Origin of the sequence: Pseudonocardia acidicola (genome assembly GCF_012911935.1) — a bacterium.
GTDB classification, from domain to species: Bacteria; Actinomycetota; Actinomycetes; order Mycobacteriales; family Pseudonocardiaceae; genus Pseudonocardia; species Pseudonocardia acidicola.
In genome coordinates this window covers 26,343-38,500 of sequence record NZ_JAAXLA010000009.1, presented here as the reverse complement: position 1 = coordinate 38,500, position 12,158 = coordinate 26,343, and the positions used below count along the sequence as shown (strand labels likewise).

General features: G+C 71.5%; 10 protein-coding genes. 4 read left to right on the top strand and 6 right to left on the bottom strand.

Annotated features, from left to right (window positions below):
• Positions 1–38: 38 nt before the first annotated feature.
• From HF526_RS07135 to HF526_RS07115, 5 genes are all read right to left on the bottom strand, one after another.
• Positions 39–890, bottom strand: coding sequence for a hypothetical protein (locus tag HF526_RS07135; RefSeq protein ID WP_169380476.1), 852 nt, complete (start codon positions 888–890; stop codon positions 39–41).
• A 146-nt stretch (positions 891–1,036) separates the two neighbouring features.
• Positions 1,037–2,728 (bottom strand): ABC transporter family substrate-binding protein, encoded by a 1,692-nt coding sequence (locus HF526_RS07130; protein WP_169380475.1) that lies wholly within the window; start codon positions 2,726–2,728, stop codon positions 1,037–1,039.
• A 36-nt stretch (positions 2,729–2,764) separates the two neighbouring features.
• The gene (locus HF526_RS07125; RefSeq protein ID WP_169380474.1) at positions 2,765–4,918 is read right to left on the bottom strand and encodes a dipeptide ABC transporter ATP-binding protein; all 2,154 of its coding nucleotides are present in this window, start codon (positions 4,916–4,918) and stop codon (positions 2,765–2,767) included.
• Positions 4,915–5,886 carry an ABC transporter permease subunit gene (locus HF526_RS07120; RefSeq protein ID WP_169380473.1) on the bottom strand — a complete coding sequence of 324 codons (972 nt, stop codon included), beginning with the start codon at positions 5,884–5,886 and terminating at the stop codon, positions 4,915–4,917. Before HF526_RS07120 ends, HF526_RS07125 begins: the two co-directional genes overlap by 4 nt.
• 27 nt (positions 5,887–5,913) lie before the next feature.
• Positions 5,914–6,891, bottom strand: a complete 978-nt coding sequence (locus HF526_RS07115) for an ABC transporter permease (RefSeq protein ID WP_169380472.1) — start codon at positions 6,889–6,891, stop codon at positions 5,914–5,916.
• Between the two features lie 628 nt (positions 6,892–7,519).
• On the opposite strand from HF526_RS07115, the gene HF526_RS07110 reads away from it, so the two are divergent.
• The 4 genes from HF526_RS07110 to ftsX all read left to right on the top strand — a co-directional run bounded on the left by HF526_RS07110 (position 7,520) and on the right by ftsX (position 10,939).
• On the top strand, positions 7,520–8,029 hold the full coding sequence (locus tag HF526_RS07110; RefSeq protein WP_169380471.1) for a PadR family transcriptional regulator: 510 nt from the start codon (positions 7,520–7,522) through the stop codon (positions 8,027–8,029).
• Between the two features lie 60 nt (positions 8,030–8,089).
• Positions 8,090–9,205, top strand: a complete 1,116-nt coding sequence (prfB, locus tag HF526_RS07105) for a peptide chain release factor 2 (protein ID WP_169380470.1) — start codon at positions 8,090–8,092, stop codon at positions 9,203–9,205.
• Between the two features lie 137 nt (positions 9,206–9,342).
• Positions 9,343–10,032, top strand: a complete 690-nt coding sequence (ftsE, locus tag HF526_RS07100) for a cell division ATP-binding protein FtsE (protein ID WP_169380469.1) — start codon at positions 9,343–9,345, stop codon at positions 10,030–10,032.
• A 4-nt stretch (positions 10,033–10,036) separates the two neighbouring features.
• A complete protein-coding gene (gene ftsX / locus HF526_RS07095) occupies positions 10,037–10,939 on the top strand; it encodes a permease-like cell division protein FtsX (RefSeq protein WP_169380468.1) in 903 nt (300 codons plus the stop codon).
• Here the strand turns inward: ftsX and HF526_RS07090 are convergent.
• Positions 10,899–12,158: an MFS transporter gene (locus HF526_RS07090; protein WP_338051342.1), complete on the bottom strand. Its 1,260-nt coding sequence runs from the start codon at positions 12,156–12,158 to the stop codon at positions 10,899–10,901. The genes ftsX and HF526_RS07090 overlap by 41 nt on opposite strands.

Below are 12,158 nucleotides of genomic sequence, written 5' to 3'. Positions count from 1 at the left end.
CGTGAGCTGAGGGCGTCCGCGGCGTCCGGACGCCGGGGTCAGGAGGGATCGGAGCCGCGGAGGGCGGCCCACCAGAGGGCGAGGACGGCGAAGAGCACGCTCGTCGACAGCCACGCGAGGAACCCGTCGCCGGCGACGTAGACCCACAACAGCCCGACGAACGGCGCCGGGACGACCAGGGGCAGGTCGGCGCGGAGCTGGCGGGACAGCCGCGCCAACCGGTCGGCCCGCTCCGCGGCGGTGTCGTCCGGGCGGGACGGGTTGTCGATCCGGCGCCCCCGCGGCTCGCTCGTCCGCACCGGCCCGGACGGCCAGAGCACGTGCCCGTCCACCGAGGCGACCACCAGCCGGTCCCGCAGCGGATCGCCGTGCAGCAGCACCGTGGTCGGCGACGCCAGCCCGACGAGCACCGGATCGAAGTGCACCGGGATCCACCGCTGCGGCGCGGACTCGGTCTCCAGGTAGGACCGCGTGCTCAGCCCGGACTGCACCCGCATCCTGCGCGCGGCGGCGCGGTGGCCGGGTCTGTCAGCGGCCCGGCGCCGGCTCACCAGCTGCCAGCCGCCGGCGCCGACGACCACGATCATGATCGCCGCGATCAGCGCCACGGTGCTGACGGCCCGGTCGGCGGCGGCCAGGACCGCGGCGCCCGGCACCAGGGGTGGCGACGGGCGGGCGGGGTCGTAGGCCACCTCGGTCCGCGTTCCGGGCGCCGGGGCGGTGCCGGCGAGGGCCACCACGTCGTCGCGCTGTGCACCGTCCCGCGGTGTCCACCGCACCACGACCTGCGCGTCGTGGCTTGCGACGATCGTGCCGAGGGCCCGGCCGGTCGCGCCGCGGATCACGGTGGTGGCCGCGGAGTAGGACACCAGGGCCATGACCGTGAACACGGCACAGACCGCGACGACGAGCGCCGTCGCGGCCAGCCCGTGCCGCAGCGGACGAGGCAGCGGCGTGCGGGGGGCGCCGGGGCGCCCTGCGCCGCCGGCGGGCCGGGAGCTCAGGGCCTCATCGATTCGTCACGGGCTTCCCGGGGTCATCGGGTGAAGCCGATCTTGGTGTAGTCGACGTCGGCGAATCCGAACGCGCCGAAGTTCGCGACGTCGTTGCGGACGGCGACGGCGTCCGGCCGCTGGTAGAGCAGCAGCGAGTGGCCGACGTTCCAGATCTCCTGATCCAGCTCGTTGGCCAGGGCGCGCTGCTTGGCCGGGTCGAGCTCGGCGTTGGCCTGGTTCAACAGGTCGTTGATCTTCTGGTTGCCGATCCGGCCGTAGTTCTGCTCGACGCCGTCCCCGGTGCGGTAGATGCCGCTCGAGGAGCTGATCGGCGTCTGCGTGCCGAGCCAGGAGAAGTGTGTGATGTCGAAGTTGCCGACGTTGACGTACTGGCTGAAGAAGTTGTCCGTCGGCACGGTCTGGATGTCGACCTGCACGCCGATCGCGGCGAGCTGCTGCTGGACGATCTTCGCCTCGGCCTCGCTGACCGGTGTCGCACTGGGGATGACGTCACGGATCACGAGCGGCTTGCCGTCCTTGACCCGGACGCTGCCCTGCTGTCGCCAGCCCAGCGCGTCGAGTTCGGACTTGGCCTTCTGCGGGTCGTAGGCGACGACCCCGGAGTTGTCCTGATAGCCCTCGAGACCCTGGACGTAGATGTGGTTCCCCAGGGGCTCGGCGTTCGGGATGATCGGGCCGATCTGCGACCGGGTGATGACCTCCCGGTCGATCCCCCGCATGATCGCCAGGCGCAGCGCCGGGTCGGACAGGATCGCACCCGGGGCCCCGTTGAAGGTGATGTGCCGGTAGTTCGGGCCGTTGGAAGTGCGGATCACGGCGCCGGGCACCTGCTGGGCGCGCTGGAAGGCCGAGACGCTCGGGCCGATGTCGACGAAGCTCAGCGAGCCGTTCGCGAACGCCTCGGGCTGCGCAGCCGGGTCGAGCGCGACGTAGATGATGCGGTCCAGCTTCGGTGGAGCACCCCACCACTTGTCGTTGCGGACGAGGGTGAGGCGCTTGGCGGTCTGGTCGACGCTGTCGAATCTGAAGGGACCGGCGCTGATGGCCTGCGGCCGGCCCACCCAGCCGGTGTTGAAGGCGTTCGGGTCGCTGTTGGTCGACTTCGGGTAGAGCGGGCTGAACAGCGCCCGCCAGTCGGCGAAGTTGTGTTTGAAGGTGACGACCACCTCCTGGGGGTTCGCGCCCGGCGCCACGGTCGCGATGTCGCTGTATCCGGTCGTCCCGGCGACCTGGTAGGCCGGGTTCGTGCCGTTGAGTGCCGTGAACTGGGCGTCGAAGTCCGTCCAGTCGAGCGGCCGGCCGTCGGACCAGACCGCCTTCGGGTTGATCGCGTAGGTGACGACCTGGGGGTTCGTGCCGGTGACCTCGGCGGAGGTCAGATAGTTCGGGTCGGGCTGCAGCACGCCCTTGGCGTCACCCCGGAAGATGCTGGGCAGCATCGCGCCGATGATGGCGCGGTTGCCGGCCGCGGTGCCGTCGACCTGGTTGAAGTTGAACTGCGGCGGCAGGCTGTCGATGGGCCACAGGAAGTCCCCGCCGTTGCGCAGCCGGGCCGGGTCGACCGGGTTGATGTCGTTGCCCGACAGCGCCGCTCCGCCGCTCGCATTGCCTGCGGAGCCCGCACCGCCGCCTCCGCCGCAGCCGGCCAGGACGAGTGCGACGACCGCGGCAACGGCCGCCCATCCCAGCCCTCGACGTCGCAACGCGTTCATCGATCCTCCCCAGTGTTGAGAAACCGCAACCACGGCTCAGACGACCTCGCGGATCCGCGCGTGGTGACAGGCGACCTCGTGATCGGACGCCGTCGCGCCGGCGGTGGCGGGCTCGGCGGGTGTGCGCTGCGGATCGACCTCGATGCACCGGGCCTGCCGATCCGGGTCGAGGGTCACGAACAGCGGGCATCGGGTCCGGAAGCGGCAGCCCGCCGGCGGGTCGACCGGGCTCGGCAGGTCGCCGCGCAGCAGGATGCGCTCGCGGGACCGTTCGATCACCGGGTCGGGCACCGGGATCGCGGACATCAACGCCTGCGTGTACGGGTGCTGCGGCGCGGCGAACACCTCGTCGACGTCGCCGATCTCCACGACGCGGCCCAGGTACATGACCGCCACCCGGTCGGCGATGTGCCGTACGACCGACAGGTCGTGGGCCACGAACAGGTAGGCCAGGCCGAGGCGGGCCTTCAGCGCGTCGAGCAGGTTGAGCACGCCGGCCTGGACGGAGACGTCGAGTGCGGACACCGGCTCGTCGAGAACCAGTAGCTTCGGTTCCAGGGCGAGCGCGCGAGCGATGCAGATGCGCTGCCGCTGGCCACCGGAGAACTCCGACGGATAGCGGTCGAGCTGCTCGCGGCGCAGCCCGACCAGGGACATCAGCTCCGGGATGCGCCGGTCGATCTCCGCCCGGCCGAAGCCCTGGATCTGCAGCGGTTCGGCGATCAGGTCGCGGACCGGCAGCCGCGGATCCAGTGAGGCCATCGGGTCCTGGAACACGATCTGCAGGTCCCGGCGGATCCGCCGCCGATCGTCGCGGCTCAACGAGCCGACGTCGGAGCCCAGGACCCGGATCGAGCCCTCCGTGGGCCGTTCCAGGCCGAGGATCTCCAGGATCGTCGTGGACTTGCCGCAGCCGGACTCGCCGACCAGACCGAGGGTCTCGCCGGCCCGGATGTCGAAGGAGATCCCGTCGACGGCCTGCACTGCGCCGACCTTGCGCCGCAGCAGCCCGCTGGTGGTCACCGGGAAGTGCTTGACCAGGCCGTGGACGTCGAGCACCACCTCCCGCTCGTCCCGCGGGATCGTGTGCAGGGCGGAGGTGTCGACGGCCTGCGCCCGGTAGATCTCCGCGGCGAGGGCGGCGGCATCGGTGTCGGCGCGGTCGAGCCCGGAGCTGCGGATGCAGGCGGTGGCGTGGTCGGCGCCTATCGGGGCCAGCGGCGGTTCCGCCTCGTCGCAGGCCGCGACGTGCAGCGGGCAGCGGGGGCCGAACGGGCAGCCCGGTGGCAGAGCCACCAGCGACGGGGGCTGGCCCTCGATCGGCACGAGCGGTTGCCCGCGGCCGGCGTCGAGCCGGGGGATCGAGCCGAGCAGGCCCAGTGTGTAGGGCATCCGGGCGGCCCGGAACAGGGTGTCCACCGGGCCGGACTCGACCGCTCTGCCGGCATACATGACGATGACACGGTCCGCGGTGCCGGCAATCACGCCGAGGTCGTGCGTGATCAGCACGATGCCCGCCCCGGTCACCTCCCGGGCGGTCTGGAGCACCTCGAGGACCTGCGCCTGCACGGTCACGTCGAGTGCCGTCGTCGGCTCGTCCGCGATGATCAGGTCGGGATCGTTCGCGATGGCCATCGCGATCACCGCGCGCTGGCGCATGCCGCCGGAGAACTCGTGCGGGAACGCCTTGACCCGGGAGGCCGCGTTCGGGATGCCGACGAGGTCGAGCAACTCGACGGCGCGCGCCCGCGCCGTCTTCCTGGTCATCGACCTGCCGCCGTGCACGAGCACGGCCTCGGCGACCTGGTCGCCGACGGTGTACACGGGTGTGAGGGCCGACAGCGGGTCCTGGAACACCATGGAGATCCGCTTGCCGCGCACGTGGGAGAGCTCGGTGTCCGAGAGCCCGAGCAGCTCCCGGCCACGGAAACGGATCGACCCGGAGATCCGGGCCTGCCCGGGCAGCAGACCCATCACCGCCAGCGAGGAGACGGACTTGCCCGACCCCGACTCGCCGACGATGCCCAGCACCTCACCGGGGGCGACGTCGTAGGACAGGCCGCGGACGGCACGCACCCGACCGGCGTCGCTGGGGAAGGAGACCTCCAGATCCCGTACCTCGAGCAGCGGGCTCCCGGCCGGTCCACCGGGTCCGGGATCGGCGAGCGGGTCGGCCTGCGACAGGCTCACCGGCCGGCCGCCTTGCGGTCCTCACGACGGCGGGTGCGCGCGTTCGGGTCGAGCGCGTCGCGCAGCCCGTCACCGATGAAGTTGACGGCGAGCACCGAGACGACCAGCAGCCCGCCGGAGAACGCGAACAGCCACGGCGTGCTGAGCGAGGACTGGCTGCCGTCGCGGATCAGCGTGCCGAGCGAGACGTCCGGCGGCTGGACGCCGAAGCCGAAGTAGCTCAGGCCGGTCTCGATCAGGATCGTCGAGCCGACGGTGATCGTCGCGTCGATGATCATGATCGACGCCATGTTCGGCAGGATGTGCCGGCGGATGATCGTCCACGACGGGGCGCCCATGAATCGTGCGGCCTTGACGAACTCGCGCTCGCGCAGGGTCAGCGTCATCCCGCGCAGGATCCGCGCTGTGATCATCCACGCGAATGCGGCGAGCAGCAGGACGAACCAGAGCCAGCTGGTGCCGCGCAGTGCCGGGCTGATCACCGCGATGATCAGGAATGACGGCAACACCAGCAGCAGGTCCACGACCCACATCAGGACGCGGTCGACGATCCCGCCGAAGTAACCGGCCGTGGCGCCGACGACGGACGCGAGCACGATCGAGATCGCCGCGGCGAGCAGCCCGATGGTCAGGGACTTCTGCAGCCCGCGCATCGTCTGGGCGAAGACGTCCTCGCCGATCTGAGTCGTGCCGAACCAGTGGCTGGCCGAGGGCGGCTGCAGGAACGCGGTGTAGTCGTACTGGTCGTAGGCCCAGGGTGAGTACAGCGGGCTGAGCACCGCCGCCGCGTAGAGCAGGACGAGGACGACGAGCCCGGCGAGAGCGACCCGGTTGCGCAGGAAGCGGCGCAGCACGAGGCGGCCGCGGGCGGTGCCGGCGCCCCCGGTGGCGGCGCCGGGCTCGACGGGCGAGGCGGCGGCCTGGACGGCGGGCCGGCTGCCGGACGCCGACGCGGTCGATGGGGTCACAGCGAACTCCTGAGCACAGCGGCCGCCTCAGCGGACCCGGACGCGGGGGTCGAGCAGCGCGTAGAAGACGTCGGAGAGCCAGCCGGAGATGAGCACCAGCACGGCGACGAACAAGGTCACCGTCGCGGTGATGTTCGTGTCGTTCTGCTGGATGCCGTAGACGAGCCAGTCGCCCATGCCGAACCAGCCGAAGATCCGCTCGGTGAACACGCCGCCGGTGATCAGCAGGCCGAACCCGAACGCGAACAACGTGGCCATCGGCACCAGCGCGGTGCGCAGGCCGTGTTTGAACAGCGCACGGCGCCGGGTGAGGCCCTTGGCCTGGGCGGTGCGCAGGAAGTCGCTGCCGAGTACGTCGAGCATGGCACTGCGCTGGTAGCGGCTGTAATAGGCGATCTGCCCGAGGGCGATCGTGAGCGTCGGCAGGATGAGGTGCTGCAACCGGTCGAGGAGCTGCGCGCCGAGGCTGCCCTCGAACCCGGGTGTGCTCTCCCCGGTGAACACCAGTACCCGGCTGCCGGCGGCGCTGTTGATCTCCAGTGCGCCGTACTTGATGAACAGGCCCAGCAACAGCACCGGGGTGCTGAGGACGACGAAGGACAACAGGGTGGCGAAGTAGTCGCTGAACTTGTACTGCCGGATCGCGCCGGCCACGCCGAGCAGGACGCCGAGCGTGACCCCCAGCACCGTGCCGGCCAGGAACAGCCGCAGGCTGACCCCGATCCGGCGGCCCAGCTCGTCACCGATCGGGGTGTTGACCACCGTCTGCCCGAAGTCGCCCTGCACGACCCCGCCGAGCCAGACGACGAACCGCTCCGGTATCGGCTCGTCGAGGTGCAACTCGGCGCGCTTGGCGTCGATCGTCGCCTGTGGCGGCGGAGGGTTGCGCTGCTGCAACTGCCCGAGCGGATCGAACGTCAGCGATGCCAGCGTGTAGGCCAGGAACGTCGCCACCAGGCAGAGCACCAGGTAGTTGAGCAGCCGGCGCGCGAGAAAACGGATCATTCGCCTGCTTTCTGTGCCGGTGACCGATCGGTGGTGGACGTCCGCTTCGGGTGGAGCCCGGAACGTGTCCGGGCCACGGTCCGGTGCACGACGGGAGGGGTGCACTCTCCGGGGTCGGCCATGCGCGCTCCGATACGAATCCGTGCTGTCGAACGCGGTCCAGTGTGCTCTGATCCCTCGGGGCATGGGCTCTGCTCCGGGTACCGCGCCACGGTGACAGTTGCGGGGCTGCCGCGCTGCCGAGCGCCGGCCCGCCAGGGCCCGCGGCAGCGGGCGACCGATGGGACCTGGGTGATCGACGGGGCCGGGCTCGGGACGCTGTGGACACCGGAGGTCCCGCCGGCCGGCGCGGGCGCCGGCGACCTGATGCACATCGGTCCGCCATCCCCGTTGAGAATGCCGGTGGACCGGGTACCAGGGGCGGCCACCGGCGCACATCGCCGGCGGGCGATCGGTTGAGCTGCATCGACCGTCGCAGCGGGGACCGGGTGGTGGGTGCGGCCGATCGCGCCGGTCGTACCCCCGGACGCCGTGCTGCGCCGCCCCGGAACGGACGGATCCGCCCACACTGGACCGTGACCCCCCATTGTGGATGCGATCAGTGCCGGAGCGTGGCACGGTGGAGGGCATGCCCGGGCCCACGACCGTCAACGCCACTGCCGCAGCCCTGCTCGGCCTGCTGCACTCCGGGCCGATGACGGGGGGACAGTTGGTCGCCGCGGCGGGGGACCGGTTCGGCTCCTTCTTCTCGGTGACCCGCAGCCAGGTCTACCGGGAGCTGCCGGCACTGGCCGAGGCCGGACTGCTGCGGCTCGGCAAGCAGGGCCCCCGCGCTTCCCAGCAGTACGTGATCACCGCGGCCGGCAAGCGCGCGTTCAAGAACTGGCTCACCACGGGCAGCGGATCCGACGCGCTGCGCAGCCCGCTGGTGCTGCGCCTGCTCCATGCCGGGTCGCTGACCGCCAAGCAGCGCGGGGAACTCGTCCGGACCTCCAAGGAGGCATACAGCGCCCGGTTGGACGCTGCCCGTGCGGCCGCCCGCGGTGAGCCCGACCCCTATCGCAAGGCGGTCGCCGACTTCGCCGTCGCCCACACCCGGGCGATGGTCAAGCTGCTCGACTCCATTCCGGCCGAATAGCAGGGCCGGCCTGGTAGGAGGCCGCGACCGCGCGCTGCGTGGTGCGTACCCTGGAGTGTTGTGAACCCCGACGTCGCAGCCGACCTGAAGGACCTCTCCGGCACCTTGGAGAGCATCGAGGCGGTCGCCGACCTCCCCGCGCTGCGTGCCGAGATCGCCGACCTCTCGGACCAGGCGGGGCAGCCCGACCTGTGGAACGACACCGAGGCCGCTCAGAAGGTGACCAGCCGCCTCGCGCACGCGCAGGGCGACCTGCGCCGCCTCGAGGAGCTGCGCCGGCGCCTCGAGGATCTCCCCGTCCTCTACGAACTGGCGGACGAGGAGGAGGGCGCGGACGCCGACGCCGCCCGCGCCGACGCCGACGCCGAACGCGCCAAGCTGCGCGAGGACATCGCCGCGCTCGAGGTGCGCACGCTGCTGTCCGGTGAGTACGACCCGCGCGAGGCCCTGGTGACCATCCGCGCCGAGGCCGGCGGCGTCGACGCCGCCGACTTCGCCGAGATGCTCATGCGGATGTACCTGCGCTGGGCCGAGCGGCACGGCTACCCGACCGACGTCTACGACACCTCCTACGCGGAGGAGGCCGGTATCAAGTCGGCCACGTTCCAGGTGCACGCGCCGTTCGCCTACGGGACGCTGTCGGTCGAGCAGGGCACGCACCGGCTGGTCCGGATCTCTCCGTTCGACAACCAGGGCCGGCGGCAGACCTCGTTCGCCGGGGTCGAGGTGGCGCCGGTCGTCGAGTCCACCGACCACGTGGAGATCGACGAGAAGGACCTGCGCGTCGACGTGTACCGCTCGTCCGGCCCGGGCGGGCAGGGCGTCAACACCACCGACTCGGCCGTCCGGCTCACCCACATCCCCACCGGGATCGTGGTGTCCTGCCAGAACGAGCGCTCCCAGCTGCAGAACAAGGCCACCGCGATGGCCGTCCTGCAGGCCAAGCTCCTCGAGCGGCAGCGCCAGGAGGAGCAGGCGAGGATGGACGCGCTCAAGGACACCGGCTCGTCCTGGGGCAACCAGATGCGCTCCTACGTGCTGCACCCGTACCAGATGGTCAAGGACCTGCGGACCGAGCACGAGGTCGGCAACCCCTCGGCGGTGCTCGACGGCGAGATCGACGACTTCCTCGAGGCCGCGATCCGCTGGCGCCGCACCCAGGCCGCGGCGGACTGATCGCCGGCCGGGGCCGGTCCGGTTCGGCCGGTTCGGCCGGGTCCCTCGCTGTGAACCAGCCGAGCGGTAGCGTGCGGGCGCCCAGGGGGCGGGTCGGGTAACGGCCCGGCCGCGGCCCGCCGGTAACCTCCCGCCCCGTGATCCGCCTGGAACGCGTCACCAAGCTGTACAAGACGTCAACACGTCCAGCCCTCGACCGGGTCTCGGTGAGCGTGGACAAAGGCGAGTTCGTCTTCCTCATCGGGCCCTCGGGCTCGGGGAAGTCGACGTTCCTGCGGCTGCTGCTGCGCGAGGACGTGCCCACCCGGGGCAACATCTTCGTCTCCGACCTCAACGTCGCGAAGCTGCCGCGCCGGCGCGTCCCGCGGCTGCGCCAGCGCATCGGCTGCGTGTTCCAGGACTTCCGGCTGCTGCCGAACAAGACCGTGGGCGGCAACGTCGCGTTCGCTCTCGAGGTGATCGGGAAGCCGGCCTCGACGATCCGCAAGGTCGTCCCCGAGGTGCTCGAGCTCGTCGGGCTCGAGGGCAAGACCGACCGGTTGCCGAACGAGCTCTCCGGCGGTGAGCAGCAGCGGGTCGCGATCGCCCGCGCGTTCGTGAACCGGCCGCTGGTGCTGCTGGCCGACGAGCCCACCGGGAACCTCGACCCGGACACCAGCCAGGACATCATGCTGCTGCTGGAGCGGATCAACCGGACCGGCACCACCGTCGTGATGGCCACCCACGACCACTCGATCGTCGACTCGATGCGCCGGCGCGTCGTCGAGCTCGACCTCGGGCAGGTCGTGCGCGACGAGATCCGCGGCGTCTACGGCGTGGGGCGGTAGCAGGGTGCGTAGCGACTTCGTCGCGCGGGAGGTCTTCACCGGCCTGCGCCGCAACGTCACGATGACCGTGGCGATGATCCTGACGACGGCCATCTCGCTGGGCCTGGTCGGCACCGGCCTGCTCGCGGTCGGGACGATCGACAGCACCGAGAAGCTCTACAGCGACCGGCTCGAGATCCAGGTCGCGCTGACCCAGGACGTGTCGAACAGCGACGCCGACTGCAGCCAGCCGATCTGCCAGAACCTGCGCACCACCCTGCAGAACTCGCCGCTGGTGCAGTCGGTGGGCTTCGAGAGCCAGCAGCAGGCCTACGAGCGGTTCAAGCAGCTCTTCGCCGGACAGTCGCTCGGTGATCTGATCCGGCCGCAGTCGCTGCCGGCCACGCTGCGGGTGAAGCTCAAGGACCAGAACACCGGGTCCGATGCGATCCGCCAGGCCATGAACGGCCAGGTCGGCGTGCGTAACGTGATCGACCAGCGGGACGTCGTGGCCAAGCTGTTCGACTTCCTCGCCGGCGTGCGGAACGTGACGTTCGCGCTCGCGATCGTGCAGGCCGTCGCCGCGTTGCTGCTGATCTCCAACACGGTGCAGGTGTCGGCCTACACCCGGCGCACCGAGGTCGGCGTGATGCGGCTGGTCGGCGCGACCCGCTGGTACACCCAGCTGCCGTTCCTGATCGAGGCGGTGGTCACCGGCGTGGTGGGCGCGATCCTGGCGTCCATCGGGTTGATCGTGGCCAAGTTCCTGTTCATCGACAAGCTGCTGTCGGGGATCGCGCAGAACGGGGTGATCCCGCCGATCAGCCTGATGGACGTGCTGCAGACCTCGGCCTACCTGGTACCGATCGGGGCGGCGATCGCCGGGATCACCGGATACGTGACGCTGCGGCTGTACGTCCGGCTGTGATGCGCCGGCCGCTGCGCACGGCCACGGCCGTCACGACGGCCAGGACCGTGCCGGCGGCGAACATGGTCGGGTAGTCCCACCAGGTGTGCAGGACGGCGAGCACGACCGGCACGAAGAAGCCCAGGTAGCTCACCGAGTAGAAGACGGCGGTCAGGCCCGCGAGATCGTCGGGCCCGGCGATCCGCTGGATCTCCAGGAGCCCGGAGACCAGCAGCAGCCCGTACGCCGAGCCGAGCACCGCCGCGGCGACGACGGCCACCCCCGGCGAGAGCGTCGCGGCGGCCGCTGCGGCTGCGAGCATCCCGGCGGTGCCGATCACCAGCGCCAGACCGACCGCGCGGGCGCTGTGCGGGTCGTCCAGCCGGCGGGCCAGCGGCTGCACCGCGACCCCGCAGCCCAGTGCCACCAGGCACAGCAGCCCGGAGAACGCGATGCCCACTCCCGGGGTGCGGGGGAGCAGGACGCCGGGCAGGATCGCGTAGGCGCTCGCCGCGGAGCCGAACACCCACGGGGCCATCGGGACCACGACGCGCAGGAACCGGCGGTGGGCGGCGGCGGGCACCCGCAGGTCGGCGAGCAGCGATCCGACCCGTCCCCGTGAGGGGCGCGTCTCGGGGGCCCGCAGGAGCAGCATCCCGGCGGGCGCGGTCACCACGATGTTCAGCAGGTAGGGCGTCAGATACGGCCACGGTCCCCACTGGGCCAGCCCGGCGGCCGCGACGGCGCCCAGCCCGAACCCTGCGGTCAGGGCCATGGAGGCGCGCCGCGCGCCGGCGCCGGGGTCGGCGTCGTCGTACGGGGCCGACGAGAGCTCCTTGACCCAGCTGCTGCCCACGGCCATCACCAGCCCCAGCGCGAGTCCGGACAGCATCCGCCCGGCGAACAGCAATGCGGCGGAGTCGTGCCCGGCGGCGAGGACGGCGCTGCCGGCGATGCCCAGCGGCGGCGCGAGCAGCAGCAGCGGGCGACGGCCGTAGCGGTCCGACAGCGGCCCGCCGAGCAGCAGCGCGGGCACGATCCCCAGCACGTACGCGCCGAGCAGCAGGTCGACCACCTGCGCGGAGAACCCGCCGGCCTGCCGGTACATCACCAGCAGCGGAGTGAACTCGTTGCCGCCCCAAGCCACGGCGAACATCGCCGCGCCCACGGCGAGCCAGGGTCGCCGGCGCGACGCGGGAGCCCGGTCGGTGTCGGGAGAGGGGTGGGCGAGGGTGGTCAC